Consider the following 26,199-nt stretch of genomic DNA (forward strand, 5'->3'; position numbering starts at 1 on the left):
CCGCTGCGAGTAACGCTGCTCGCATCGCACGCGGACTCGGGGGCTTTCACGTCTCGAGCACCCAGCCGATCATGCAAGCCCAGATTCAACTCGTCGACGTCGTGGATCCGGCAGCTGCCCGCATCCGACTCCTCGAGGCACGGGAAGAAATCATTGCACTCGCCAACGAGCAGGACCCGAAGCTGGTCAGCGTCGGCGGTGGCGTGAAGGACATTTCGGTTCGCATCGTATCCTCCGACAAGGCCGCCTACGTCGTCCTCCACCTTCACGTCGACGTACGAGATGCGATGGGCGCCAACGCAGTCAACACGATGGCAGAGGCAATCGCGGATCGAGTAGCCGAGATCGGCGGCGGGCACGTCGTTCTTCGCATTCTCACCAACAAGGCAGATCTGCGGCTGACGCGCGTTCGTGCCGTGTTCGACGCCGAATTGATCGGCGGTGCAGAGGTAGTGGACAACCTGATCCATGCCGCACGCTTGGCAGAGCTGGATCCCTACCGCGCCGCGACACACAACAAGGGCATCATGAACGGCATCAGCGCCGTGGTGTTGGCGACCGGAAACGACACGCGCGCAGTCGAAGCCGGGTGCCATTCCCATGCAGTCAACGCCGACGGAATCTACTCCTCACTCTCGCATTTCGAGAAGAATGCCGACGGCAACATCGTCGGCACCCTCGAGCTACCCATGCCGGTCGGCCTCGTCGGCGGCGCCACCAAGGTGCACCCGGTAGCGCAGGCCGCAATCAAGATGCTCGGCGTCGAGAGCGCCGAAGAACTCGCCGGCATCATTCTGGCAGTTGGCCTCGCGCAGAACCTTGCCGCTGTCCGCGTTCTCGCCAGTGAGGGTGTCCAGCGCGGGCACATGGGACTACACGCCCGCAACATCGCTGCCACCGCCGGAGCCCAGAAGAGCGAGATCGACGCCGTGGTTGCACGCCTGATCGCGGACAAGAGCATTCGCGTCGAGCATGCCGAGAAGGTTCTCGCCGAGATCCGCGGCGGAAACTGACCACGATGACCGAAACAGTTGCAGGATCACCAGTGTGGAAGCCGGCGCCTCATCGAGTGTCGGCGACGGGTCTACCGACCGCGGTCCGGGTCTACGAAGTCGGACCACGCGACGGACTTCAAGCCGAAACGGCAGTGATCCCGACCGAGACGAAGGCCCAGTTCATCGAACGTCTGGTCGCGGCCGGTTCCCGCACCGTCGAATTGACGAGCTTCGTCTCGCCTCGATGGATCCCGCAACTTGCCGACGCGGAAGAATTGATGGGTCGGCTGCACCTACCGGACTCGGTACGCACGGTCGTCCTTGTCCCGAACCGCAAAGGTCTCGAGCGGGCCGTTGCCGCAGGGGCGAGCGAAGTTTCCGTATTCGTCAGCGCCACAGAAGAATTCGCGAGACGCAACCTCAACTCTACGGTGGACGGCGCAATCGCCGCGGCCGCCGAGGTCACTGCCGCCGCGCGAGCCCTGGGACTTCCCGTCCGCGGGTACATCTCGATGTGCTTCGGCGACCCCTGGGAAGGCGCAGTGCCCGTCGAGCGTGTCGCCGACATCGCGAAAGCCTTGATCGACTGCGGTGCCCTCTCGCTCTCTCTCGGCGACACCATCGGCGTCGGCACGCCTGGCCATGTGCTCGCCTTACTCGGTGCGATCCGCGAACGTGGCATCCCCACTTCGCAGATCGCGATGCACTTTCACGATACCTACGGCCAGGCACTGTCGAACGTCTACGCGTCGCTGACTGCGGGTGTCTCCGAATTCGACAGTTCCGCAGGCGGTCTCGGACGGTGCCCGTACGCCAAGGGCGCGACCGGAAATCTCGCCACCGAGGACTTGGTGTGGATGCTCCACGGCCTCGGGATCGACACCGGCATCGACCTGGATTCCCTTACCGACACAAGCAGTTGGATGGCCGAACAGATCGGACACCCGAGTCCGTCCCGAGTTGTCAGCGCCCTCCGCGCAGCACGCACCTGACACTCGTCGCGCAAGCCCCTCATCTCGCAAGTCCCCCACCTCGCAAGCCTCTCGCCATGCATGACACTGGAGAAAACTGATGTCACCACCGCAGTCGGCAACGACGCCGACCACCACCACCGAACCGACCGAGCAGCAGACGTACCTCGAAGTCTGGGGCGACACCGTCAACGGTCGACACCTCGCGATCTCCGTCCTGGTCGGCAGTGTCGTCGGCGCTTCGGCCCTTCTCGCGGCCCAGGCACTGTTCGAACGGGTCGTCAGTGAACCGTCGTTGGCCCAGGCGTACAGCCTGCTGGTCGGCATCGCGGCCTGCCTGCTCGCCGGCGTCGTCTGCGGAATCTTCATCAAGCCGAAGAGGATAGTCGCGTTGGCAGCCGCCGACGCGGAGTCGATCGACGGCGTCATCACGATGATGAGTGAACAACGCCAGGGTCTGGGCACTCTCGCCGACATTCCGGAACAGAGCCAACAGGAACTTCGCGAACTCGGTCTGTACGACCATTTCGCCGCCGCCGAGGCCGAGCACGCACCGGCCTCGAACGCACCGAAGGACGGTGGGCGCGCATGAGTTCGGTCCTGACCAACGAAATTCTGATTGCCGTTCTCTTCGGCATCATCGGCGCGGTCGCATTCACGTTCATCGGATTGATTTCCGGCACGGACGAGACCGCCACCATCGCGCCACTGACGCTGCTCGTGATCCTGCTCGGCGCTCCCCCGGCCGCGGTGTTCACGTTCTTCCTCTCCGGCGCGATCGCCAAACACATGACGCACGCGGTGCCGACGATGCTGCTGGGCATTCCCGGTGACACGATGGCGATTCCGCTTTTGCCGGAGGCGCAGATGATGCGCTCACTCGGCATCCCGCACATCGCACTCCGCAAGGCGATCTCGGGAGCGGTGATCTCGGCGTTCGTCGCTGTGCCGGTTGCCGTGCTGTTCGCGACCATCCTCGCGCCGTTCGCCGATACCGTTCAATCGATAGCACCCTGGCTGTTCCTGGTCGCCGCCATCGGTATCGCCTACGCCTCGCCGGGCCGCTGGGCCGGGGTCGTCGCTCTCGTTCCCTTCGTGATCTTGATCCTCGGCGCCCGCGCGTTGACGTCGAATTACGATGTGTCGCTCAACATCAGCTACTTCCTTGCCATCGCAGTCGGGCCGCTGATCGCGGACCTCGCACTGACCTTGGGTCCGTCGACCCGTAAGGACATGGAGCGCAGTGAACCCAAAACTGTTGCACTGGCCCCGGACATCAAGGGATGGAAGGGATACTTCCCCAATCCCCTGAAGGTCCTCGATCGCAAGCAGATCGGTTACACCGCAGCCGCTTCCACGGTATCGAGCGCAACGTTCGTCTTCAGCCCCGTCGCCATGACCGTTCTGATGGGTGAGCTGGTAGGTGCGCGAATCAAGAACGGCTATCATCGTCTGACCACGATGGTCTCGGCGAAAAACGGTACGACGGAATCCACCTACATCGCAGAAACCCTCATCCCGCTCGTCGCGTTCGGCCTTCCGCTCAGCCCGCTCGCGGCAGGTCCCGCGGCACCTCTCTTCAACGCTCCGCCGGTCTTCGAGACCAATCAGGAAACCGGAGTGATCAACAATCTCTCCACGTACCTGACGCAGTGGGAGTTCCTGCTCTACGGCCTGCTGGCAGTGGTCACGGCAACGGTCATCGCATATCCGTTCGCCATGAACTACGCGTACCGCGCAGCGTCAGCGGTGGTCAAGCACATCAGTCACGAAGCTGTGATCGCGGTGTTCACGGGACTCGTCGTCGTCATCAGCATCTGGGAGGGCGGCATCCTGGGCCTCCTGATCACCGTGACCGTCGGCTTGGTCGGTGGCCTTCTCGGGCGTCTGTTCAAGATTCACGGCGGTGTCCTGTTCATGGGTTACTACGTCGCCCTGTTCAGCGTTCCGGCACTGATCAACCTCTTCTGAATCGCTCGACACCACCGGCCCGTGCGGACCTGCAAACACTGCGGGTCCGCACGGGTTACGTGACTTCTCCGAGCGTCAGCGAGACCGTTCGATTCCGGTCGAGTTTCTTCGCTTCGTACAAGGCTTCGTCGGCGCCGTCGACCAGTTGCGTCAGATCCGCGTCGCCGTGGGGTGAACACGCGACACCGATGCTGACGGTCGGCCCGAGGTCGCCCAACACTGCTGACGAATTCTCCGCCTGCGCGCGTCGAATCATCTCGGCCGTTGCGGTTGCACCTTCCAGATCGACACCTGTCATCAAAACGACGAACTCCTCGCCGCCCAAGCGGGCGAACAGATGCTTGTCGTCGAGGTTCCGCCGGACCTGGTCGGCAAAACTCACCAACGCGGTGTCGCCGGCGCGGTGACCGAGGTTGTCGTTCACCAGCTTGAAGTGATCCAGATCCATCATCAGGACGCTGACCGGACGTCCGGAGCGTCGACGCGGATCGGTCGCACCCGTCACGCCGCCGCCTCGCCGGAAGAACTCGTCCCGACGCAACGCACCGGTGAGATCGTCGTGGGTCACGGCTTGTGTCAGCGCTTCGAGCGCGCGGCGGCGCTCGAGGATCACACATGCCACCGCGATCGGCGCCACCGCCAGCAGCGACAATCCGATCTGGACCGACGCGCTGACGGGCGAGAGGCCTTCGCTGGACAATCCGAGATGACCGTCGGCCGTCAGCACCAACGTCCAGGCAGTTGATACGGCTGTGAGCATCGACGTGACAAAAACATTGGTGAGCAAGGCTGCAGTCACGAGCGCGGGCATGGCGAACGCGATCGCTCCGGCGCCGCCGATCACCCACTCCAAAATGATGCAGACCGCCAGGAGCGCTGTCGGAACGAGCGATCGACGCACAAGTGCAGCAACGGCTTTCGGGTCTCGATCAACTCGCCGAAGCGAGGGGAACGTCAGCACCAGTGGGACGATGGTCATGTAGTTGACGAACTCACTCGAGAACCAGAGCAACCAGCCGTCCCACCACTGTCCGCCGAACAGCACGCGGTTTGCGATTCCGCCGACGAGCGCTGCCATCGACGCGCCGACGACCGTCATCGACACGAGATATCCGACAGACTGAATACTGGTCAGACGACGATCCTCACCGTCAACCCAGCGAAAGGCGTAGAAGGCGCTCGCGACCCCGACGATGTTGGCCGCGTTGAGCCACACCGTGGACTCCCACGCCCCGCCGGTGATCAGGTCGGCTCCGACATAACCTGCCACTGCGCAGATCCAGGTGAGCGGTGTCGCGGAACGCGGTGACCGAAAGAGAATCCCGAGCAGCAGCGCGTTGGCCGGCCAGAAGACAGCAAGCGTGCCGGGTTGGCGGCTCAGAATTCCGACCAGGCACGAGACGAAGACGACAACACCGATGAGCACTGCGCGGCGTACGGCCGATGACGACAATCTTCCGACCGTACTCACCACCTACATTCGACTGACCAACTCACAATTCGACAACCACGATCGGGTGACTCGGGCCCAGGACTCTGGGTCGCCCAAGACGCCGGCCGAAATATACCGACCGGAATCGTACGCGAGGGACGCCGAATTCAAGGCGCCCCGCTGTGCCTTGGCTATCGATGCAGACAAATCGGACGTTACGGCTCTAGTTGGCCAAATGAGACTTGCCGAGCGCGGCCCAAGCTGTCTGAGCAAACTCTCGGGCACTCACGCTGCCGCTACCGGCCGGCATTGCTCCGACAAGGGGGACGCCGCTGACCGAGACCAGATCCTCGCGATTACACCTCTCGGCCAGGTCCGGTTCCTGCGGCCACGAACCGATCAACAACCCGGCGCAGTCAACGCCGGATGCCCCGAGCGCTTCCACTGTCAGAGCAGTGTGATTAAGCGTGCCCAGGCCGGAGGCAACCACCAGCAAGACCGGCGCTGACAAAGCCGCGGCAAGATCACGCGCGGTGAATCCGTCCGTCCCCAACCGGACCAGCAAGCCGCCGGCGCCTTCAATCAGAGTCAGGTCGTGAGTGGCGTCCAGGTCGGAAGCGACCCGGATCACGTCGTCGATCGCCAACAACGGGAGACCACTTCTGCGCGCAGCAGTATCCGGCGCCAAAGGTTCGGGATACCGCGCCAACTCGACCAGTGTCACACCGCCACCGGTCAGACGGTCGACCTCGGCCAGATCACCCGCACCGTCGACGTCGACGCCGGTCTGCGCCGGTTTGAGCACAGCGACCGACTTACCCGACTGCAGGGCCACCGAGGCCAGTGCTGCCGTCACCACTGTTTTCCCCACGTCGGTCGACGTTCCGGTCACTACGAGAATGCTCATGCGCGGGCACCTGCCAATACCTCGCGCAGTACGAGTGAGATCTGCTCCATTTCGGCAGCGGACAGCGTTGCTCGTGCAGTCAGGCGCAAGCGCGACGTTCCTTCCGGAACCGACGGTGGCCGGAAGCATCCGACATGCAGCCCCTGGTCCCGGCACGCCGACGCGGCATCGAACGCCCGTTGCGGATCACCGAGAACGACCGAGACGACGGCAGATTCAGGCGATGGGGCCCCAGTGACGTCGGCGAGTTCGGTCGCCCGGGCAAGGACGTCGAGCGCTCGCGTCGGCTCGCGCTGGAGGACGGCGAGTGCAGCCCTGGCCGCGCCGACGGCAGCCGGGGCGAGACCGGTGTCGAAGATGAACGTTCTTGCCGCGTCGATGAGATGCGCGCGGATCTTGTTGTCGCCGAGTACAACTCCGCCCTGGCTGGCGAGCGACTTCGACAACGTCGCCGTCACGACGATGTCGGGTTCACCGGCCAGGCCCGACTCGTGAACGAGTCCGCGTCCACCGGCACCGCGCACACCGATGCCGTGCGCCTCGTCGACCAGCAGAATCGCGCCGTGTTCGCGGCACACCTGATGCATCTCCCGCAGCGGAGCGAGATCTCCGTCGGCACTGAAGACCGAATCGGTGACGACCAGCGCTCGCTCTTCGGATCTGGCGCGCAGCGTGTCGGCGAGAAAGTTCACGTCCGAATGTGGGGCAACGGCTACCCGAGCGCGTGACAGTCGGCAGGCATCCACGAGCGAGGCATGCGATCCCGCGTCGGAGACGATCAACGACCCGGGCCCCGAGAGGGCCGTCACCGCGCCGAGATTGGCGGCGTATCCAGAGGAGAACACGAGACCGGAGTCCGCCGCGACGAACTCGGCCAGTTCGACTTCGAGCAGTTCGTGTTCGGTGGTGGTGCCGGTGACCAGACGCGAACCCGTGGCGCCTGCGCCCCAGCGGCGCAGCGCCGCCGTAGCACCCTCGATCACGTCGGGGTGCCGCACGAGTCCGAGGTAGTCGTTCGACGCCAGGTCGATCAGCGGGGAGTCGACCGTGCGCGGACGGAGTTCGCGGCGCAGTCCAGCGGCCCTACGGTCCGCTTCGACGGCAGTGAGCCAATTCAGCGAGGTGTTCACTTTTCCGACCATACTTGAACACCGTTCAACTCAATGGTTAGGGTGCATCCGTGCTCACAACCGGACTTGATCCTCATGACGTCTCCGCCATCGATGCCGATGTGCTCTGGCATCCGTACGGATCGTTTCCCGCGTCGACTCGTCCGCTAATCGTCGACTCTGCCCAGGGGGCCACCCTCACGCTCTCCGACGGCCGGCGACTCGTCGACGGAATGAGCTCGTGGTGGGCCGCCATTCACGGCTACCGCAATCCCGTGCTCGACGCCGCCGCCGCGCGGCAGCTGGGCAAGATGAGCCATGTCATGTTCGGCGGACTGACGCACGAACCCGCCGCTCGCCTCGGGCGAATGCTCGTCGACATCACACCACCTCACCTCGACAAGGTGTTCCTCTCCGATTCCGGTTCGGTGGCCGTCGAAGTCGCAGTCAAGATGTGCCTGCAGTACTGGCGGAGCCTCGGAAAGCCGTCGAAAAATCGTTTGATGACCTGGCGCGGCGGATACCACGGTGACACCTTCACCCCCATGAGCGTCTGCGATCCCGACGGCGGCATGCACTCTCTCTGGACCGACGTCCTTCGCCCTCAGGTCTTCGCCCAGACACCCCCGGCGGACTATCTCCCCGAGTACGTGCAGGAGTTGGAAGCGCTACTGGCCGAGCATCACGACGAGCTGGCCGCGGTGATCGTCGAACCGGTAGTCCAAGGCGCCGGCGGAATGCGCTTCCACGACCCCGCGTACCTGATCGACCTACGTAACCTTTGTGACAAGTACCAAGTCCTCTTGGTCTTCGACGAGATCGCCACCGGATTCGGACGCACCGGAGAGCTGTTCGCCGCCGATCACGCCGGCGTCAGTCCCGACGTCATGTGCGTCGGCAAGGCACTGACCGGCGGATACATGAGTCTGGCGGCAACGCTGTGCACCACGGAGATAGCGGAGACCATCACCGCCGGTGAGGGCGGCGGGCTGATGCACGGCCCCACCTTCATGGGCAATCCACTTGCGTGCGCCGTCGCGGTCGCGTCGACCGAACTCCTGCTCGCGATGGACTGGCGGCGCGATGTCGCTGCCCTCGAACATGGTCTCGCTCGCGGCCTCGCCGAAGCGGTCACCATTGCCGGGGTCGTCGACGTCCGCGTCAAAGGCGGAATCGGAGTGATCGAACTCGAGCAGCCGGTCGACATGCAGAGCGCGACCGATGCAGCCGTCGACGCCGGCGTCTGGCTACGACCGTTCCGAAACCTCGTCTACGCGATGCCTCCCTACCTCTGTTCGGAGGCAGAGGTGGAACAGATCACAGCCGGAATGCTTGCAACCGCCCGCAGCCAGGCAAAACGGTGATCAGCGGCGTAGACAGTCGACGAGATTCGATCGGCTGCACCCGATAGGGTCTGATTCATGGATCAACCGCCGAGCGCGCCCTCAGCCACTCCCATCCCGGTATGGCCTGGCAGTGCGTACCCACTCGGTGCAACCTACGACGGCGCGGGAACCAATTTCTCGCTCTTCTCCGAGGTCGCCGAAGCTGTCGAACTGTGCCTGATTGCCAAGGACGGAACCGAAACCCGCATCAGGATGGACGAGGTCGACGGTTACGTCTGGCATGCGTACCTTCCGTCGGTATCCCCCGGTCAGCGATACGGCTACCGCGTGCACGGGCCGTACGATCCGGCGGCAGGGCTGCGATGCGATCCGAGCAAGCTCCTGCTGGACCCGTACGGAAAAGCGTTCGACGGAGACTTCGACGGAGACCGTTCGCTGTTCTCCTACGACGTGGAGTCGGCGGGTGATCCCGAACCTTCGGCGGACGACGACACTCCTGCGGTGGAGTCGGAAGAAGCTACCGACGAGACGAGTTCGGAAGCCGAATCGGCCGAAGCTGAACCGACTGAAGGCGTGTCGACTGAAGCTACATCGACCGAGGTGGACCTCGAGGACGAAGACGAGGGCTCCACCGGCGATCAAGAGTCGGACGAGGCCCTGGGCTCCGACCCCGAACCCTTCGACCCGGAACCGCTGGTCGACGAACCCGCCACCATCCCTTTCCCCCAACATGATTCGCTCGGTCACACGATGTCGACCGTCGTCATCAATCCGTTCTTCGACTGGGCATCCGACCGCTCACCGAAGCGTCCGTACCACGAGACGGTCATCTACGAAGCGCACGTCAAGGGCATGACCGCCACGCACCCCGGAGTTCCGGAGGAGTTGCGCGGCACCTACGCCGGACTCGCGCATCCGGTGATCATCGAGCACCTCACCAATCTGGGTGTCACGGCGATCGAACTGATGCCGGTCCACCAGTTCATGCACGACCAGGTGCTGCTCGACCAGGGGCTGCGAAACTACTGGGGTTACAACACCTTCGGCTTCCTCGCTCCGCACACCGACTACTCCTCGGCAGCAAAACCCGATGCAGCAGTAGCGGAATTCAAGGCCATGGTGCGTAGCTTCCACCAGGCGGGTATCGAAGTGATCCTCGACGTGGTCTACAACCACACCGCCGAGGGCAACCACATGGGGCCGACCATCAGCTTCCGCGGAATCGACAATGCCGCCTACTACCGCCTGGTCGACGGCGACGAAGCGCACTACATGGATTACACCGGAACGGGCAACAGCCTCAACGCCCGTCATCCGCACACTCTGCAGCTGATCATGGACTCGCTGCGGTATTGGGTCACGGAAATGCATGTCGACGGTTTCCGCTTCGACCTCGCCTCGACACTCGCCCGTGAACTGCATGACGTGGACCGACTCTCCGCCTTCTTCGATCTGGTGCAACAGGATCCGATCGTCAGTCAGGTGAAGCTGATCGCCGAACCGTGGGACGTCGGCGAAGGCGGTTACCAGGTCGGCAACTTCCCCGGCCTGTGGACCGAGTGGAACGGCAAGTACCGCGATACCGTCCGCGACTACTGGCGCGGTGAGCCGGCAACTCTGGGAGAGTTCGCTTCCCGCCTCACCGGTTCCTCTGATCTCTACGAGGCAACCGGACGACGCCCCGGCGCGAGCATCAATTTTGTCATCGCCCACGACGGTTTTACCCTGCACGATCTCGTCTCGTACAACGAGAAGCACAACGAAGCCAACGGCGAGAACAACAACGACGGCGAGTCACACAACCGATCCTGGAACTGCGGCGTCGAAGGCCCCACGGACGACCCGGCGATTCTCGAACTGCGTGGACGCCAGAGCCGGAACATTCTCGCAACGCTGATGCTCAGTCAAGGCACCCCGATGCTGGCTCACGGCGACGAGATGGGTCGAACTCAGCAGGGCAACAACAACGTCTACTGCCAGGATTCGGAACTGTCCTGGATGGATTGGACTCTCGCGGAAACCAACGCGGACCTCGTCGAGTTCACCAAGCGCGCAATTGCCTTGCGCGCCAAGAACCCGGTATTCCGGCGTCGTCGATTCTTCGAGGGCCGACCCATTCGAAGTGGCGATCAGAGTCGCGACATCGCCTGGCTTACGCCGTCGGGCGAGGAAATGACTCCGGCCGACTGGGACAGCGGTTTCGGTAAGTCGCTGGCTGTCTTTCTCAACGGCGACGCGATCCCGGAACCGAACTACCGCGGCGAGCGCGTCACCGGCGATTCGTTCCTCCTCTGTTTCAACGCCCACTACGAGGATCTCGAATTCTCCACCCCCAACGCGGACTACGCGTCGGAGTGGACCGTCGTGCTCGACACGTCGGTCCCGACCGGTGAGAGCGACACCGTGATCAAAGCCGGCACAACACTGGATGTAAAAGCGCGAGCATTGACGGTACTTCGCAGAACCGCCTGAGGGAGACGTGCACATGGCCCCGATAACCAGCACCTACCGACTGCAGTTACGCCCGGACGCGTTCACCCTTCGTGATGCGGCCGCACTGGTGGACTATTTCGAGACGTTGGGGGCCTCGCATCTCTATCTCTCCCCCATCCTCACGGCAACGTCCGGGTCGACGCACGGCTACGACGTCACCGATCCGACAACCGTGTCCGAAGGACTCGGCGGCCGCGAGGCCCTGGTGGAGCTCTCGCATGCGGCCCGGGCACACGGAATGGGCCTGATCGTCGATCTTGTCCCCAACCATGTCGGAGTTGCCAAACCACGCGAAAATGCCTGGTGGTGGGACGTTCTCACGCATGGACGGGGGTCGGAGTACGCGGATTTCTTCGACATCGACTGGGCCGAGGACAACAGAGCCAACGGAGCCAACGGCAAACTCTCGCTCCCGGTACTGGGCAGCCAGGACGATCTCGAAGCCCTGACTGTCGAAAAAGATGGCGAGGAAACACTTCTCGCGTTCTACGACCACCGCTTCCCTGTCGCGGCCGGGACCGAATTCGGATCCCCACAGGAGGTCCACGCCAGGCAGTCGTACCGACTCGTCCCGTGGAACGCCGGAATCATCAACTACCGACGGTTCTTTGCCGTCAACGAACTCGCTGCCCTGCGCCAGGAGGATCCCCGAGTCTTCGAACTCTGCCATCGGGAACTGAAGTCGTGGGTCGACGAAGGACTGATCGACGGAGTTCGCATCGATCACCCGGACGGACTCGCCGATCCGGCAGAGTATCTGGGGCGTCTGCGGGCACTGCTCGGACCAGAGCAGTGGCTTGTGATCGAGAAGATCCTCGGCCACACCGAACCACTCGATCCACTGCTCCCGATCGACGGCACCACCGGATACGACGCACTCAATCAACTGGGCGGCATCTTCGTCGATCCCGCCGCCGAACTCGAGTTGACCGAACTCTCTGCAGATTTGACCGGCGACGACGGGGACGGCGCATGGTTGCATCACACCGAACGTCAGTTCAAACGCGACACCGGGCGCGGTGACCTGGCACCCGAGGTTCGCAGGCTCGTGCGCGCCATCCAGCGCGAAACCGGAAGTCGTTGCAGTGAGGCCGAACTGAACGACGCAGTTGTCGTTGCGATCGCCCGGATGCCGGTATATCGATCCGACTACAGCCCCCTTGCCGGTTTGGCCGCACGCATCGTCGGAGACATGCACGAGTTGGCCCCTGGGCATGAAGCAGCATTCAACGTGTTGGCGCAAGCGCTGGTCAACGGCGGTGAAGCAGCGGTTCGCTTCCAGCAGGTGTGTGGCGCCGTCATGGCCAAGTCCGTCGAAGATCGACTCTTCTATCGAACGGCGCGCCTGGTCTCGCGTCAGGAAGTCGGCGGCAACCCGGCATCGCTTGCCGTCTCCGTCGCCGAATTCCATCTCCACAACGCAGACCGAGCGAAGCAGTGGCCGCGTGCGATGACGAGTCTGTCCACTCACGACACCAAACGCGGCGAGGACGTCCGGGCGCGAATCGGTGTTCTGTCTCAGGTGCCGACCCTGTGGTCCCGGCTGATTCGCGACTGGGAAGACGTCTGCCCCAGCCCTGATCCACTGACCGGATTGTTTTTGTGGCAGAACATCATCGGTGTGTGGCCGGCCGACGGTCGTTCCGCGGCCTCGGTTCCCGAGCTGCGCGAGCGCATACACGCCTATGCGGAGAAGGCTGTCCGCGAATCCGGCGCGAAGACTTCCTGGAACGATCCGGACGTCGACTTCGAATCGGACGTGCACCGGTGGATCGACGAGGTGATCGACGGTCCGGTCGGCGATTCGGTCAGCGAGTTCGTCGGCCGGATCGCTCGTCACGGCTGGTCGGACTCTTTGGGCCAAAAGCTGCTTCAACTCCTCGGGCCGGGCGTTCCCGACGTCTATCAGGGCACTGAGCTGTGGGAGGACTCGTTGGTCGATCCGGACAACCGGCGCCTTGTCGACTACGGAGCGAGGCGATCACTGCTCGAAGCCGAGGCCGCGACGATCGACGCGACGGGAGCCGCAAAGTTGCACCTCGTTCGCACGGCGCTGACTCTGCGGCGCGAGAATCCCTCGTGGTTCGACCGCGCTGACTACCGGCCGATCTTCGCTTCAGGTTCCGCGTCCGGTCATCTGGTCGGCTTCTCGCGCGGCTCCGTCGGCGAATCAGCCAGAATTGTTGCTCTGGCGACGCGGCATTCACTCGGACTCTCGGCGCATGGTTGGCGAGATACGCGAGTCGACCTGCCCGACGGCGTCTGGGTCGATGCTTTGAGCGGACGGCCCGTCACGTCCGCGGATGCGCGAGATATTTTCGCCGCCGGGCCCTGTGCGCTGTTGACAAGAGCGCGCTGAGCGATTTCCGCTGACTGGACATTTCCGCCCGAAAAGAACTTCGTCGCGCTAACTTCCGAAGAGCAGATTGTCACCACTATTCGGAGGTTTGAGCATGACTGCCAGTCGATTCACCGGGAAAGTCGCCTTCATCACCGGGGCAGCCCGCGGTCAGGGGCGCGCTGAAGCGGTCCGCCTGGCAGAAGAGGGCGCAGACATAATCGCCGTCGATGCGTGTGTTCAGTTCGAATCCACCTCGTATGCCGGCGCCACCGAAGACGACCTTGCCGAAACGGTCGAACTGGTCAAGGCACTGGACCGTCGAATTGTCGCCACCAAAACAGACGTCCGCGACTTCGCTGCGCTGTCGGCGGCGCTCGAAGCCGGCATCAACGAATTGGGGCGACTCGACGTCGTCGTCGCGAACGCCGGAATCTGCTCTGCCAACATGTCGTGGGAAATCACGCCCGAGCAGTGGCACGAAACGCTCGACGTCAACCTGACCGGCGTCTTCCACACCGCAAAGGCAGCAATCCCGCACCTGATCGAACAGGGAACCGGCGGCTCGATCATCTTCACCAGTTCCGTGGCAGGCCTGCGCGGGCTCCCCTTCCTCGGCCACTACGTCGCGAGCAAACACGGCATCACCGGCCTGGCGAAGACGATGGCCTCGGAATTGGGGCAGTACAACATTCGGGTCAACACCATTCACCCGCACGGCGTGGAAACCGGCATGCAGATGACCGACATGAGGCCACTCATCGACGCACACGCTCACACGCTCGGCCCGATCTTCATGCAAACCTTGCCCGATCCCGTCAGCCAGCCCGAGGACATTGCAGCCGCCGTTGCGTTCCTCGGTTCCGACGAAGCCCACCACATCACAGGGATCGCGATGCCACTGGATCTGGGAACGCTGATCCGCTGATCGAATCTTCTCGAGTTTTTCCCGTCCTCGGGGAATATCGCTTCCCCGAGGACGGTTGCGCGACACATGACCAAAACTGTTGTAGCGCAGACATACGGAACGCCCGAGGTCCTGAAGCTCGTTGACGTGGATCTACCGTCGCCTGGATCAGGAGAAGTCCTGGTCGATGTCAAAGCGATCGGCGTGAACCCCTTCGACTTCAAGCTCTACAGCGGCGCTTTCGGCACCGACCCCGAGAAACTTCCGATCCGCCTCGGCGGCGAGGCTGCGGGTGTCGTCTCGGCCGTCGGTGACGGCGTCACCGACGTAGCCGTAGGCGACGAGGTGATCGTCAGCCCTGGCAACGGTCTTTACTCCGAACAGGTAGTCGTGCCGGCCTCCTCGGTCACCGCGAAGCCCGCCGGCATCAGCTGGGAACAGGCGGCCGGCCTCCTTCTTGTCGGCGGAACTGCAGTCGACGCCCTCGACACCATTCGAGTCGGCTCCGGGGACACTGTCCTCATCCACGGCGCGTCCGGCGGTGTGGGCGCGATTGCCGTCCAGCTTGCAGTGGCTCGTGGAGCCACCGTGATCGGCACCGCGGGAGCCTCCAATCAGGATTACGTGCGTTCACTCGGCGCGACGCCGGTGCTCTACGGCGAGGGACTCGAAGCGCGTGTTCGTGAACTCGCACCGAAGGGCGTCGATGCGGCGTTCGACACCGCCGGAACGGACGAAGCCGTCGATGCATCTCTGGCTTTGGTCACCGACAGGAGTCGCATCGTCACCATCGTCGCGTTCGGGCGAGCTCAGACCGACGGCTTCGCTTCCGTCGGCGGCGGTAATCCGGCGAGCGCCGAAGCCCGGTTGAAGGCACGATCCGAACTGGTCGAACAAGCCGGTTCCGGACACCTCATCGTGAAGATCGCCAAGACCTTCCCGCTCGCGGACGTGGCACTCGCTCACACCGAGTTGCAGAGTTCGCACCCCGCCGGCAAGTTCATCCTCGTTCCGTGACCTTCAGCTCTGTCTTGCCTAGGCCTTAAGGGCGAGTGGAACCAACAGGGTGGTGCCGAACGCGACAAGCACCGATTCGCCTTCGCGTTCGGCATGTACCTCGGCAGTGACGAACACCTGCTTTCGTCCGGCCTTGACCGAGCGCGCCGTAGCGACAAATGCGGTTCCGACGCCCGGACTCACGAAATTGACCGCGCAGTTCGACGCCGCCACGACACCTACCTGGGTGAAAGCAGCAAATCCGCACGCGGTGTCGACGAGTCCCGCCACGAGCGCAGCGTGCAGGTGTCCCGAGTACTGGCCCAGATCCTCACGCCATTCGAGACGCAGACAGACGCGACCCGGTTCGGCCTCCGTGACTTCGAATCCGGCCCACCGGTTGAAGGCCGCCGAGGCGTTGACCGCGCGTAACTGTTCGAGCATTTCAGAATTTGCCATGTAGACCAGTCTACATAGATTGTGGTGGATCCCCGGGGTGTTTAAGCTCCAACCCGTGGCGACTCCCCCGAAACACCGCGAAGCGCTGGTCCGAGCAGCGGCCGATCTTTTTCGCCGGCAGGGGTATGCGGCAACGGGACTCAACGAGATCCTCAAGTCGAGTGGGGCCCCGAAAGGTTCGCTCTACCACTACTTTCCCGGTGGCAAAGAGCAGATCGGCGCGGAGGTCGTTCGTGTCGGCGGGAAGTTGGTAACCGATACTCTGACAGAACTCGCCGAGAGCCAACCGGACGCCGGATCGCTTCTACGCGAGTACGCGCGGTTGCTGGTCGGATGGGTGAGCGAATCCGAATTCCACGAAGGCTCACCGATCACGACGGTGCTGCTGGAACTCGCCCCCGATTCGGAGAGCGTCACCACCGCCGGGCAGGCGGTCTACCGACAGTGGTCATCGCTACTCAGCGACTCGCTGCTCGGGTCCGGTGTCACGCGCACCCGGGCGGAGCGCCTTGCCGTCCTGGCGGTGTCGGCGCTCGAGGGTTCGCTGGTTCGGGCTCGCGTCGAACAATCAGGTCAGCCGATTCTCGATTCCCTCGGCGAAGTCGCCGACCTGTTCGATGGCGCGATCGCGACGGCGAACTCCCGCTGAGCGAACGGCACTCTCGGTCTCATGAAGGCGCCGAAAGGTACGTTCGCTCGGAATCGGAGGGTGGGTCAGCCGGCTTCTGGACACCCCGAGGACCACCTCGACCGCCACCTCGGGCCGCGCCGACACCGGCGACGACGACGCAAGCGATACCGGCCACCGCCAGAATGCTGGGGACCTGGTGCAGCACAACCAAACCGATGAGCTGAGCAAACGCAGGCTCGAGACTCATCAGCGTGCCGAACGCCGCCGTGGAGAGCCGGCGCAACGAGACCATCTCCAAGACGAAGGGGACGACGGGCAGCAAAATCGCGAGCCCGAGTCCCACGAGAATCAGGTGCGGGGTCAGTCGCCCAATAGCCGAGTGCCCCACGGCAATTGTCGCTGCCAGTCCGGCAACCGCCATCGACACCGCCAGCCCGTTGATACCGGCAACCTCGTCGCCGACACGCTGGGTGAGCAGAATGTACATCGCCCAGCAGAGTGCGGCGCCGAGTGCACAAGCCACGCCGACCAGGTCGACCGTTCCCGCCCACGGCTCGGTCAGAAGCACTACTCCGGCGCCGGCCAGAACCGGCCACAGAACGCGGCCACGCCCCCGCAGCAATGCAACTGTCAGCGGACCCAAGAACTCCAACGCGCTTGCCGTTCCCAGCGGAAGGCGCTCCACGGCCGCCATGAACAGGAGCGTCATCCCCGCGGTGACCACACCGAGGACCACGCAGGCCAGAAACGCCTTGCGGGTGAACGCGGACGGCCGGGGCCTGACGATGATCAGAAGAATGATGCCCGCCCAGGCAAGGCGCACCCACGCCGCCCCATCCGCGCCGAGCTGATCGATCAGACCCACCGACACAGCGAGGCCGAGCTGCACGCACAACATCGCCAGAACAGCCAGGCCGACGCCGGCTCGCGCTCTCGTTTCCATAGCTGAATTGAACGGGACAGCGACCGTTCGCGTCCACGCGATTTTGACCCACATAATGTTCACGATTAGTGAATGATCGAAGGATGGAAACCCGTCGACTCCATCTCCTCCTCGAACTCTCGCGTCTTGGTTCGATGCGCGCCGTCGCCGAAGCTCACAACCTCACGACGTCGACGGTGTCCCAACAGCTCGCGGCCCTGACTGCGGAAACCGGCACCGCGTTGATCGAGCCGGAAGGCCGACGCGTTCGCCTCACACCTGCCGGGCAACGACTTGCCGATCATGCCGTCACTATCCTGGCGGCTCTCGACGCGGCTCGACTGGACCTCGATCCTGACGCCGAACCGGTGGGAACTTTGCGAGTCGGCGGGTTCGCGACTGCCATCCGAACGGCGATGCTCCCGGTCGCGCTAAGCCTGAAACACAGCCATCCGCAGGTGGACGTGAGGATCTCCGAATACGAACCAGTTGAGGCCTTTGCACTCCTCGAACGCGACGACCTCGACCTCGCACTGACCTACGACTACAACCTCGCCCCCGCGTCGCCTAGCCCTCTACTCGAAGCAATTCCGATCTGGTCTACGCCGTGGGGACTGTGCGTTCCCGACAACGCGAACACTCCCGACGAGTCCGGGGGATCCGGGATCGATCTCCGCGCCTTCGCAGACACGCCGTGGATAGTGAACTCACGAAACACTGCAGACGAGCGAGCCGTCCGAACTCTCGCATCGCTTGCGGGATTCACCCCTCGGATCACTCACCAGATCGACAGTCTCGACTTGGTCGAACTCTTGATCCTCAGCGGTTACGGCGTCGGACTGATGCCTCTCGAACGCAAGACTCGCAAAGGCGTGCGCGTCGAACCACTCATCGATCCGCCTGTCATCCTCACTGCCTATGCGGTGACCCGTCGTGGCCGAACATCATGGCCGCCACTTCGTCTCGTACTGGACCAGCTCATGACGTACCGGTAACTCAAATCCGATCGGCGTCGCCGTCGCGGCGCTGCTGCTTGGCGATTCGCCGCTGCTCCTCCGCCCGCTCGCGGCACTGACGCAGGAAGGCTTCATCCGCCGCGGGATCTTGGGCCACCGCGCGTCCCGGACGCTCGTATTCGCCGTAACCGGTTGGGCCGACGTACCCACGCGGTGCGTTCTGCCCGCGACCGACCACCAGCCACAGCACCGATCCCAGCGTGGGAAGGAAGATGATGATCAGAATCCAGACGACCTTGGGTAGGTACTGGATGTAGGCGTCGTCTCTCGTGATGGCGTCGACGATGCAAAAGATCCAGAGCAGCATCGTAATGAGGCCGAACAAGGCATAGGGCACGCTGGCGATTCCTCCCGAGTATAAAAAACCCTCGCCATGCTAACTAAAACAGACCAATTAGTACATTAGATTCTGACGAATGTTGAACTCGAGCCACGTTCGATACGCGTCTACGTCCCAACTGCTGACACGACGCAATTGCTGGTGAAGCTGAGGCGAGACGAAGGCGGCAAGGATTCCGGCAGCCTTGTCGAGCGAAATCTCCGGCCTCAGCAAACCGTGCTCCGACAGGCCCTCCGCTATCGACATCGCGTTGACTGCCGATTGCTCGGCTGATTCCTCGGACAGACGACGCATATCGGAATCGGCACCGGAGGATTCCACTGTGACCATCATGAGCGCACCGGCGCGTTCGAGCAGCCCGATGCCCTGCGCCACGATCTGGGAGACGATCCGCCGAACGTCGTCAGGGTCCGAGGCCGAACTCGGCGCGCCGAGAGGAACCGGATCGGCGTCGAGAGCCTCGGCTAGCGCCGCTTCGAAGATCTCGAGCTTTCCACCGGGGAACGCTGTGAACACGGTCCGATTGGCCACGCCGGCGGCGTCGGCAATCTGTTTGACAGTGGCGCTGACGTACCCGTCTCGCACGAACAGAGCCTGTGCCGCATCACGAATGAGTTCTCGGGTTCGCTGCGCCGAGGCCTCGCGCACACGGGAGTGATATTGGCGTTTGCCCTCCATTGCGCACACTCTAGCCGCATTCGATGCAACAGCCATGCATGGAAAGAACTACGCAGATCAGGAGCCTTTTCCGGGGTGGTCGATCCAACCGTCACTACCGGGAAACACGAGCGCCTCGTGCCCGTTGTCGTATCTCACCAGATACGGCGGACCCCCGTCATCGCCGTGAACTTCGAGGACCTCGGCGGTCACCTCGGACTGACCGACAACTCGCCCTTGAACATGAAGGCGGTCACCAACTTCGGCACGCATCACTCCTCCTTGCCGCCCGCCCAGCGCAGGCACAGAACACCACTTCCGTTGTTCCCGCGAAACCGGTAAGGAAACCACCTGCGACGCCATCGCCGTGACCGATGACACAATCTGCCGACGTGACATTTTAGGGTGAACAGTGGTTCACTCTGGGGTGAATTCTGGTTCACCCCACTCCTCGCGAAGGACAAGACTGTTGGCATTGCACTCGTCTCCAACCCCTCGCCGTTCGAGTCGGCTCATCACCGCAATCCTCTGTCTGTCCGGCACCGTGGTCGCACTGCAACAAACGATGTTCATTCCACTGTTGCCTGAATTTCCGAAGATTTTCGGCGTCAGCACCGACGACGCTTCGTGGCTTGTCACCGTCACCCTGCTGACCAGTGCTGTGGCCACCCCGATCGTGACCCGGTTGGCAGACATGTTCGGCAAACGACGCATGATGTTGGTCTCGATGACGACAATTGTGATCGGATCACTAGTCGCAGCGATCGGCGGCAACTTCGTTGCGTTGCTCATCGGGCGCGGGCTTCAAGGTTTTGCAATTTCGATGATTCCGGTCGGGATCAGCATCATGCGCGACGAACTCCCCAAGGAGAAAGTGGCGTCGGCGACGGCGTTGATGAGTGCCACTCTCGGGGTCGGCGCGGCATTCGGACTCCCGCTCGCCGGGTTGATCTACGACCATCTCGGCTGGCCGGCCATCTTCTGGCTCTCGGCAATCGTGGGCATCGTCCTCACTATCGCCGTAGCGGTCGTAGTCCCGGAATCAAGTGTTCGTACCCGTGGCAAGTTCGACTTCGTCGGCGCGGTCATGCTCTCGGTTTCACTTGCCGCACTTCTTCTGGCCATTTCCAAGGGCGCCCGCTGGGGATGGACCAGTGAACCGACGTTGCTGATGTTCGTCATCGGGATCGTGACGCTCGCGCTGTGGTTCCCTTACGAGCTCCGGGTTACCCAACCGATGGTCGACTTGCGGACGTCGGCCAAGCGGCCGGTTCTACTGACCAACGTCGCCTCTATTCTCGTGGGCTTCTCGATGTACGCGAACAACCTCTCGACCACTCAACAGCTGCAGATGCCGAAAATCTCCGGGTACGGCTTCGAGCTGGGAGTGATGGCAGCTGGGCTGTGCATGATTCCGGCAGGCCTCGCTATGGTCTTCTTCGCTCCGGTGTCCGCGAACGTCACCAAACGATTCGGCGCCAAGATCACTCTGATCGTCGGCGGCACGGTGCTCGCGCTCGCGTACATCGCGCGAGTGTTCCTGACCGGGTCGATCGCATTGATCGTGATCAGCGCGGCGGTGGTCAGTATCGGAACTGCGATCGCCTACTCCGCGATGCCGATGTTGATCATGCGCTCGGTCCCGATCACCGAAACCGCGTCGGCAAACGGCCTCAACTCACTCCTTCGCTCGGTCGGCACCTCGGTCTCGAGCGCCGTGGTGGCCGCCATGCTCACCTCGATGGTCATCTCGTCCGGACCTGGTGAAGGACTTCCGTCGATCGACGCCTTCAAGAACATATTCTGGTTCGCCGCCCTCGCAGCAGTGGCGGCGACCGCTGCGGCCGCATTCATTCCGCGTCGCGGTGCAAAACCCGAAACGGCACTTCGCCCGGTAACCCCCGAAGGTTTCGAACTTCCGGACGCTGCGGCGAGCGATACCGAAATCGTGGTCGCCGGTCGCGTCGTTCGAGCGGACAGCCGACCGATCCGGCAGGCAGTTGTCACCGTGATGGACTTGGAAGGGCGACCGATCGATTGGAGTCGTGCCGACAACGAGGGCAGCTTCTCCCTCGCGCTACCTCAGCCCGGCCGGTACCTGGTGGTGACGAGCGCTGACGGCTGGTCCCCGAGGTCACAGGTGATCTGCTTCGACAACTCGCAATCGACGCACACCGTAGAGCTCGGCGAGAGGCTCACAATCGCCGGCAGCGTAAGCGTTGGTGGCCGAACGACTTCGGGAACCGTCGTCACCCTGACGAAACCCACTGGCGAGTTCGTCGCTTCCACAGTCACCGACGGAACTGGACACTACGAAATCGCGCTCCCCACTTCCGGTCGATACATCCTGACCGCCTTGACCGAGAGCGGACACGGCACACTGGCACGTCAGATCGCCGTTATCGCACAGTCCACCGTCATCGACTTCGACGTTCCCGTCGACGCGGAGCCACTGACGACCGCATGAGGAAACCGACCGCACGAACATCCGACCGTACGAACATCCAGCCATGAGAAGATCCCGACATGAGTACCGCCGAAGACACCATCCTCACAGCAGCGAAAGCACTGTTCGCAGAACGCGGATACTCATCGACGAAGATCAAGGACGTCGCAGCCGCGGCCGGCTACTCCCCTGCCTTGGTCATGAAGATATACGGCAGCAAAGCTCGGTTGTATTCGGCAGCAATTCCATCCACACCTCCGATGGACGAGGCCCCGAACGCCGATTCCTCCGCTGACGTCGGCTACCGATTGGTCGAGAAGCTCGTCGGCCGCAGGGAAGCCGACGAAACTGATCCATGGGCGATGCTCGCCATACTCGTGCACGAAGCCCCGGACCCGGACGCCGCCCGGGCCGAGATCAAGGAACGCTACGTACACGGGATTGCACGACACATCGGTGACACATCGCCCGATCTGGTGCGCAGCCAACTGGTTGCTTCACTGATGCTCGGGCTGGCCACCGGTATGCGGACTCTCGACCTCCTCGGAGAGGACTCGTTGTCGTCGAAAGATCTGGTCCGGCACTACGGGAGACTCATTCAAACGGTCGTCGACGAAAGTTACCCGGTATCCGAGCACGAATCGGACAACAGTGGCACGGTGGAGGGATGACGACCTACCGATACCTCGACGCTGATCGAAATCTTCTCGAAGAGAAGGATTTCGAAACCGAGCAGGATGCACAGGAATACCGACTTTCGGTCATCGGTGCCGAACACATCGAGCCCGCCGACGAATGATCCGGCTCGGAAATACGGCGCTGCCTCTCGTCATCCGGAGACGGGCGAGTACTCGTCAGGTACGAAAAGTTAGGGCCGCGCACCCACCTTCTTCGCGACGACGGGCTACGAGCAGGACGGATTCGACTCTGCCAAGCTGCCACATCAGACCGAACAAGGCATGCTGATCGTGTGCATACTTTCGAGGTCTGGGCGCCCACGCCGGAATCGGTCCGGGTCGAAGTCAACGGCATCACTCACGACATGGACAGCACGGACGACGGATGGTGGCGAGCCGAGGTCGACTGCGACAACCAGGCTCGCTACGGATTTGTCGTCGACGGCGACATCCTTCCGGATCCGCGGTCACCACGCCAGCCCGAAGGCGTGCACCTTCGCTCCCAACTGCACCAACTTGACGAGGCGTCCTGGACCGACTCTCAGTGGACCGGACGGCAACTCCCAGGATCGTCCGTCTACGAACTGCACATCGGAACGTTCACCACCGAAGGAACTTTCGACGCCGCGATCGAACGTCTCGATCACCTGGTTGACCTCGGCGTCGGGTTCGTGGAGATCATGCCGGTCAACGGCTTCAACGGAACTCACAACTGGGGCTACGACGGTGTGCTCTGGTACACGGTCCACGAGACCTACGGTGGTCCGGACGGATTACAACGCTTGGTGAATGCGGCCCACGAACGCGGGCTCGGCGTGATCTTGGACGTGGTCTACAACCATCTGGGCCCGTCGGGCAACTATCTCAAACGGTTCGGTCCCTACATCGCCGACGGCGCGAACACGTGGGGCCGAACGATCAACATCGGTGGTCCTGCGTCGGGCGAGGTTCGCGAGTACATCATCGGCAATGCCTTGCGATGGATGCGCGACTTCCACATCGACGGCCTACGTCTCGATGCCGTCCATGCATTGGTCGACCACACCGGAACGCACATCCTCGAGGAACTAGCGGTCCGAACGGAAACACTGTCGGCCCATCTGGGTCGACCGCTCACGTTGATTGCCGAAAGCGACCTCAACGACGCCACTCTCGTCACGCCGCGCGCGGCGGGCGGGTTCGGCTTGGACGCGCAGTGGGACGACGACATCCACCACACCATTCACACGGCCGTGTCGGGCGAACGCCAGGGTTACTACGCCGACTTCGGATCCTTGGAATCCCTGGCAAATACATTGCGGCGCGGATTCTTCCACGCCGGAACGTACTCGTCATTTCGAGGGCGGGTCCACGGACGTCCGATCGACATCACGCATCAGCCGGCCAGCGCCCTGCTCGCATACACGTGCACCCACGATCAGATCGGCAACCGCGCGATCGGTGACCGCCCCAGCGCCTATCTGACGCCAGGACAGTTGGCGATCAAGGCGGCGCTGGTCCTGCTCTCGCCGTACACGCCGATGCTGTTCATGGGCGAAGAATGGGGCGCCACTACCCCATTCCAGTTCTTCACCTCGCATCCGGAACCGGAACTCGGGGAGGCCACCGCCAAAGGCCGCAAGGCGGAGTTCGCAGCCCACGGTTGGAACAGCGACGACATTCCGGATCCACAAGACCCCCAGACATTTCTGCGGTCGAAGCTGGACTGGAGCGAGCGAACCGACGAGATGCAGGCGCGCGTCCTGGCGTGCTATCGCGATCTACTGGCTCTGCGTAAGAAGCGAATCGAGATCACCGACCCTTGGCTTGGGCACCTGCACGTCGACTACGACGAGGACAAACAGTGGATCACCCTACGCCGCGGCGCTTTACAGATCGTGTGCAATCTGGGAACGGACGCGGCCTCGGTCCCGGCCGGCGGAACCCCCATCCTCTGGTGGGATCCGCCGACACAGGACGAGACCGCGTCCGCAACCGTCGTGCCTGGGCACTCGTTCGTCGTACTCGAAAGCTGACTAACCCTCGAGATTCTGGTACTAACGCTTCGCGTTCTCTGGTGTACTCCGCAGCATCCGCAAAACCAATGCGGCACTGACGAACAGAACCAGAGCAGTCGCACCGGCAGCAACGTGCATACCGTCGACGAACGCCGACTTCGCGGAATCGGCAAGTACCGAACCGAGTTCACCCGGTAGGTACGTTGCTTCCTGCAGCGCACCGCCGAGGGTGCCCTGCGCAGCGTGCGCCTGATCTGCTTCGAGCATGGACGTGTCGATTCCCTTACGGAAGATCGCCATCACCACACTGCCCAGGATTGCCACACCGAGCGCGATGCCGAGTTCGTACGCAGTCTCCGACACCGCGGACGCAGCGCCGGCACGCTCGGGTTCCACCGAACTGACCACAAGATCCGAGGTCAACGTCAACGCAACACCGACACCAGCACCGGCCAGACCGAAGCCGATCACGAACATCAACGGCCCGCTGTCCACCCCGAGGGCGAGCAGCATCGCAGCGCCGATACCGGCAACCGCAAGGCCTGCGCTGAGCACGTGAGACACCGACCACCGGCGAATCAACCAGGCCGCCGCAACCGCGGTGAAGGCGCTGAGCAACATACCCGGGAGCATCAGCAGGCCGGCGTCGAGCGCCGAGTTACCGAGCACCAACTGCAGGTACTGCGAGCCGAAGAACAGGACACCTGCCAGCGCGAAGATCGAGAGCAGGTTGGTGATGACGGCGGTGGAGAACGACGCGTTGGCAAACAGTTTCAGATCCAACATCGGATCCTTCAGCATCCGCTGACGACGCACGAACACGTAGCCGGCCGCGAGACCGACAAGACCGATCACCAGCAACGTGATGCTGACGCCGTGCACCACGGATTCCTTGACCGCGTACACCAGCGGCAACATGGTCGCCATCGACAGACCAGCGCTGACGAGGTCGAATCGACCCGGGTTGGGGTCCTTCGACTCCGGGATCAGGATCGGGCCGAGTACAACCAGCGCGATCATGACCGGAATGTTGATCAAGAAGACCGAACCCCACCAGAAGTGCTCGAGCAACCAACCACCGACCAACGGGCCTGCCGCGGTGCCACCACCTGCCATCGCGCCCCAGACACCGATCGCCTCGGTGCGCTGACGCGGGTTGACGAAGATCGTGCGGATCAGACCGAGGGTGGCAGGCATCAGCGTTGCACCGGAAATACCCTGCAGCACGCGGGCGGCAATGAGCATCTCGGGACTGACAGCGAGAGCGGCGATGATCGAGGCGAGACCGAAGCCGACTGCGCCGATCAAGAGCAGTTTCCGCCTACCGATCCGGTCGCCGAGCGTACCCATGGTGATGAGCAGACCGGCGAGCACGAACGAATAGACGTCGATGATCCACAGCAACTGCGTGCTGCTCGGTTCGAGGTCGGCGCTGATGAACGGAAGCGCAAGATCGAGCACCGTGCCGTCGACTGCGATGAGCAACACAGCAAAGGCAAGGACTATCAAGCCCGCCCAGTCACGCTTTGTCGCCCGAACCTCGTCGGGATTGATTGCAGACGTGTGATCTGCCGACACTGACATTGCTC

The 26,199-nt window shown here is 63.0% G+C and carries 24 protein-coding genes; 15 read left to right on the top strand and 9 right to left on the bottom strand.

What is annotated here, in order from left to right; translation table 11 throughout:
* From ACFQ6H_RS15620 to ACFQ6H_RS15635, 4 genes are all read left to right on the top strand, one after another.
* Positions 1 to 1,013: hydroxymethylglutaryl-CoA reductase, degradative (locus ACFQ6H_RS15620; RefSeq protein WP_378647094.1), on the top strand; the 1,013-nt coding region annotated here is incomplete at its 5' end.
* Between the two features lie 5 nt (positions 1,014 to 1,018).
* Positions 1,019 to 1,987 (top strand): hydroxymethylglutaryl-CoA lyase, encoded by a 969-nt coding sequence (locus ACFQ6H_RS15625; RefSeq protein ID WP_378647096.1) that lies wholly within the window; start codon positions 1,019 to 1,021, stop codon positions 1,985 to 1,987.
* A gap of 79 nt (positions 1,988 to 2,066) precedes the next feature.
* Entirely contained in the window at positions 2,067 to 2,558 is a 492-nt protein-coding gene (locus tag ACFQ6H_RS15630; protein ID WP_378547239.1) for a hypothetical protein, read from the top strand.
* Positions 2,555 to 3,937: a tripartite tricarboxylate transporter permease gene (locus ACFQ6H_RS15635; protein ID WP_317826397.1), complete on the top strand. Its 1,383-nt coding sequence runs from the start codon at positions 2,555 to 2,557 to the stop codon at positions 3,935 to 3,937. Before ACFQ6H_RS15630 ends, ACFQ6H_RS15635 begins: the two co-directional genes overlap by 4 nt.
* Positions 3,938 to 3,992: 55 nt before the next feature.
* Here the strand turns inward: ACFQ6H_RS15635 and ACFQ6H_RS15640 are convergent, their stop codons facing one another.
* The 3 genes from ACFQ6H_RS15640 to ACFQ6H_RS15650 form a co-directional block, all read right to left on the bottom strand.
* Entirely contained in the window at positions 3,993 to 5,408 is a 1,416-nt protein-coding gene (locus ACFQ6H_RS15640) for a diguanylate cyclase (RefSeq protein WP_378647098.1), read from the bottom strand.
* Between the two features lie 184 nt (positions 5,409 to 5,592).
* Positions 5,593 to 6,276: a dethiobiotin synthase gene (bioD, locus tag ACFQ6H_RS15645; RefSeq protein WP_378647100.1), complete on the bottom strand. Its 684-nt coding sequence runs from the start codon at positions 6,274 to 6,276 to the stop codon at positions 5,593 to 5,595.
* The gene (locus tag ACFQ6H_RS15650) at positions 6,273 to 7,418 is read right to left on the bottom strand and encodes an 8-amino-7-oxononanoate synthase (RefSeq protein ID WP_378647102.1); all 1,146 of its coding nucleotides are present in this window, start codon (positions 7,416 to 7,418) and stop codon (positions 6,273 to 6,275) included. The genes bioD and ACFQ6H_RS15650 overlap by 4 nt, the downstream gene beginning before the upstream one ends.
* Positions 7,419 to 7,456: 38 nt before the next feature.
* On the opposite strand from ACFQ6H_RS15650, the gene ACFQ6H_RS15655 reads away from it, so the two are divergent.
* From ACFQ6H_RS15655 to ACFQ6H_RS15675, 5 genes are all read left to right on the top strand, one after another.
* The gene (locus ACFQ6H_RS15655; RefSeq protein WP_378449629.1) at positions 7,457 to 8,749 is read left to right on the top strand and encodes an adenosylmethionine--8-amino-7-oxononanoate transaminase; all 1,293 of its coding nucleotides are present in this window, start codon (positions 7,457 to 7,459) and stop codon (positions 8,747 to 8,749) included.
* Positions 8,750 to 8,806: 57 nt separating this feature from the next.
* Complete coding sequence (gene glgX / locus ACFQ6H_RS15660) at positions 8,807 to 11,203, top strand: glycogen debranching protein GlgX (protein ID WP_378647104.1); 2,397 nt, start codon at positions 8,807 to 8,809, stop codon at positions 11,201 to 11,203.
* A 13-nt stretch (positions 11,204 to 11,216) separates the two neighbouring features.
* The gene (gene treY, locus ACFQ6H_RS15665) at positions 11,217 to 13,583 is read left to right on the top strand and encodes a malto-oligosyltrehalose synthase (protein WP_378647106.1); all 2,367 of its coding nucleotides are present in this window, start codon (positions 11,217 to 11,219) and stop codon (positions 13,581 to 13,583) included.
* A gap of 94 nt (positions 13,584 to 13,677) precedes the next feature.
* On the top strand, positions 13,678 to 14,490 hold the full coding sequence (locus tag ACFQ6H_RS15670; protein WP_378647108.1) for a mycofactocin-coupled SDR family oxidoreductase: 813 nt from the start codon (positions 13,678 to 13,680) through the stop codon (positions 14,488 to 14,490).
* Positions 14,491 to 14,556: 66 nt separating this feature from the next.
* Entirely contained in the window at positions 14,557 to 15,486 is a 930-nt protein-coding gene (locus ACFQ6H_RS15675; protein ID WP_378647110.1) for an NADP-dependent oxidoreductase, read from the top strand.
* A gap of 18 nt (positions 15,487 to 15,504) precedes the next feature.
* Here ACFQ6H_RS15675 and ACFQ6H_RS15680 read toward each other — a convergent pair whose 3' ends face one another.
* Positions 15,505 to 15,924, bottom strand: coding sequence for a PaaI family thioesterase (locus ACFQ6H_RS15680; RefSeq protein ID WP_378647112.1), 420 nt, complete (start codon positions 15,922 to 15,924; stop codon positions 15,505 to 15,507).
* Positions 15,925 to 15,979: 55 nt separating this feature from the next.
* Between ACFQ6H_RS15680 and ACFQ6H_RS15685 the strand changes: the two genes are divergently transcribed.
* Positions 15,980 to 16,573 carry a TetR/AcrR family transcriptional regulator gene (locus ACFQ6H_RS15685; protein ID WP_378547207.1) on the top strand — a complete coding sequence of 198 codons (594 nt, stop codon included), beginning with the start codon at positions 15,980 to 15,982 and terminating at the stop codon, positions 16,571 to 16,573.
* A 19-nt stretch (positions 16,574 to 16,592) separates the two neighbouring features.
* Here the strand turns inward: ACFQ6H_RS15685 and ACFQ6H_RS15690 are convergent, their stop codons facing one another.
* Positions 16,593 to 17,498, bottom strand: a complete 906-nt coding sequence (locus tag ACFQ6H_RS15690; protein ID WP_378647114.1) for a DMT family transporter — start codon at positions 17,496 to 17,498, stop codon at positions 16,593 to 16,595.
* Between the two features lie 83 nt (positions 17,499 to 17,581).
* On the opposite strand from ACFQ6H_RS15690, the gene ACFQ6H_RS15695 reads away from it, so the two are divergent.
* Entirely contained in the window at positions 17,582 to 18,472 is an 891-nt protein-coding gene (locus ACFQ6H_RS15695; protein WP_378647116.1) for a LysR family transcriptional regulator, read from the top strand.
* A gap of 1 nt (position 18,473) precedes the next feature.
* On the opposite strand, the gene ACFQ6H_RS15700 is transcribed toward ACFQ6H_RS15695, so the two are convergent.
* The 3 genes from ACFQ6H_RS15700 to ACFQ6H_RS15710 are packed head-to-tail and all read right to left on the bottom strand — an operon-like array spanning position 18,474 to position 19,763.
* The gene (locus ACFQ6H_RS15700; RefSeq protein ID WP_019748838.1) at positions 18,474 to 18,830 is read right to left on the bottom strand and encodes a PLD nuclease N-terminal domain-containing protein; all 357 of its coding nucleotides are present in this window, start codon (positions 18,828 to 18,830) and stop codon (positions 18,474 to 18,476) included.
* A gap of 57 nt (positions 18,831 to 18,887) precedes the next feature.
* Positions 18,888 to 19,511, bottom strand: a complete 624-nt coding sequence (locus ACFQ6H_RS15705) for a TetR/AcrR family transcriptional regulator (protein ID WP_378647118.1) — start codon at positions 19,509 to 19,511, stop codon at positions 18,888 to 18,890.
* A 57-nt stretch (positions 19,512 to 19,568) separates the two neighbouring features.
* A complete protein-coding gene (locus ACFQ6H_RS15710) occupies positions 19,569 to 19,763 on the bottom strand; it encodes a DUF1918 domain-containing protein (RefSeq protein ID WP_230813481.1) in 195 nt (64 codons plus the stop codon).
* Positions 19,764 to 19,965: 202 nt separating this feature from the next.
* Here ACFQ6H_RS15710 and ACFQ6H_RS15715 point away from each other — a divergent pair, with 202 nt between their 5' ends.
* From ACFQ6H_RS15715 to treZ, 4 genes are all read left to right on the top strand, one after another.
* Positions 19,966 to 21,957, top strand: a complete 1,992-nt coding sequence (locus ACFQ6H_RS15715) for an MFS transporter (protein ID WP_378647120.1) — start codon at positions 19,966 to 19,968, stop codon at positions 21,955 to 21,957.
* A 59-nt stretch (positions 21,958 to 22,016) separates the two neighbouring features.
* Positions 22,017 to 22,607, top strand: coding sequence for a TetR family transcriptional regulator (locus tag ACFQ6H_RS15720; RefSeq protein WP_378538794.1), 591 nt, complete (start codon positions 22,017 to 22,019; stop codon positions 22,605 to 22,607).
* A complete protein-coding gene (locus ACFQ6H_RS15725) occupies positions 22,604 to 22,735 on the top strand; it encodes a hypothetical protein (protein ID WP_378538795.1) in 132 nt (43 codons plus the stop codon). Before ACFQ6H_RS15720 ends, ACFQ6H_RS15725 begins: the two co-directional genes overlap by 4 nt.
* Positions 22,736 to 22,906: 171 nt before the next feature.
* On the top strand, positions 22,907 to 24,628 hold the full coding sequence (gene treZ / locus ACFQ6H_RS15730) for a malto-oligosyltrehalose trehalohydrolase (RefSeq protein WP_378647122.1): 1,722 nt from the start codon (positions 22,907 to 22,909) through the stop codon (positions 24,626 to 24,628).
* Positions 24,629 to 24,649: 21 nt separating this feature from the next.
* Here the strand turns inward: treZ and ACFQ6H_RS15735 are convergent, their stop codons facing one another.
* Positions 24,650 to 26,194: an MFS transporter gene (locus ACFQ6H_RS15735; protein ID WP_378636905.1), complete on the bottom strand. Its 1,545-nt coding sequence runs from the start codon at positions 26,192 to 26,194 to the stop codon at positions 24,650 to 24,652.
* Positions 26,195 to 26,199 lie beyond the last annotated feature (5 nt).

It is taken from the genome of Rhodococcus sp. NPDC056506, from assembly GCF_042794945.1.
In the GTDB taxonomy this organism is placed as follows: domain Bacteria; phylum Actinomycetota; class Actinomycetes; order Mycobacteriales; family Mycobacteriaceae; genus Rhodococcus_F.

Excerpts from the sequence above, each read along its gene's own strand:
- ACFQ6H_RS15625 (WP_378647096.1), top strand. The coding sequence starts at position 1,019 with ATGACCGAAACAGTTGCAGGATCACCAGTGTGGAAGCCGGCGCCTCAT.
- ACFQ6H_RS15630 (WP_378547239.1), top strand. The coding sequence starts at position 2,067 with ATGTCACCACCGCAGTCGGCAACGACGCCGACCACCACCACCGAACCG.
- ACFQ6H_RS15635 (WP_317826397.1), top strand. The coding sequence starts at position 2,555 with ATGAGTTCGGTCCTGACCAACGAAATTCTGATTGCCGTTCTCTTCGGC.
- bioD (WP_378647100.1), bottom strand. The coding sequence starts at position 6,276 with ATGAGCATTCTCGTAGTGACCGGAACGTCGACCGACGTGGGGAAAACA.
- ACFQ6H_RS15650 (WP_378647102.1), bottom strand. The coding sequence starts at position 7,418 with ATGGTCGGAAAAGTGAACACCTCGCTGAATTGGCTCACTGCCGTCGAA.
- glgX (WP_378647104.1), top strand. The coding sequence starts at position 8,807 with ATGGATCAACCGCCGAGCGCGCCCTCAGCCACTCCCATCCCGGTATGG.
- treY (WP_378647106.1), top strand. The coding sequence starts at position 11,217 with ATGGCCCCGATAACCAGCACCTACCGACTGCAGTTACGCCCGGACGCG.
- ACFQ6H_RS15670 (WP_378647108.1), top strand. The coding sequence starts at position 13,678 with ATGACTGCCAGTCGATTCACCGGGAAAGTCGCCTTCATCACCGGGGCA.
- ACFQ6H_RS15675 (WP_378647110.1), top strand. The coding sequence starts at position 14,557 with ATGACCAAAACTGTTGTAGCGCAGACATACGGAACGCCCGAGGTCCTG.
- ACFQ6H_RS15680 (WP_378647112.1), bottom strand. The coding sequence starts at position 15,924 with ATGGCAAATTCTGAAATGCTCGAACAGTTACGCGCGGTCAACGCCTCG.
- ACFQ6H_RS15690 (WP_378647114.1), bottom strand. The coding sequence starts at position 17,498 with ATGGAAACGAGAGCGCGAGCCGGCGTCGGCCTGGCTGTTCTGGCGATG.
- ACFQ6H_RS15695 (WP_378647116.1), top strand. The coding sequence starts at position 17,582 with ATGGAAACCCGTCGACTCCATCTCCTCCTCGAACTCTCGCGTCTTGGT.
- ACFQ6H_RS15705 (WP_378647118.1), bottom strand. The coding sequence starts at position 19,511 with ATGGAGGGCAAACGCCAATATCACTCCCGTGTGCGCGAGGCCTCGGCG.
- ACFQ6H_RS15710 (WP_230813481.1), bottom strand. The coding sequence starts at position 19,763 with ATGCGTGCCGAAGTTGGTGACCGCCTTCATGTTCAAGGGCGAGTTGTC.
- ACFQ6H_RS15720 (WP_378538794.1), top strand. The coding sequence starts at position 22,017 with ATGAGTACCGCCGAAGACACCATCCTCACAGCAGCGAAAGCACTGTTC.
- ACFQ6H_RS15725 (WP_378538795.1), top strand. The coding sequence starts at position 22,604 with ATGACGACCTACCGATACCTCGACGCTGATCGAAATCTTCTCGAAGAG.
- ACFQ6H_RS15735 (WP_378636905.1), bottom strand. The coding sequence starts at position 26,194 with ATGTCAGTGTCGGCAGATCACACGTCTGCAATCAATCCCGACGAGGTT.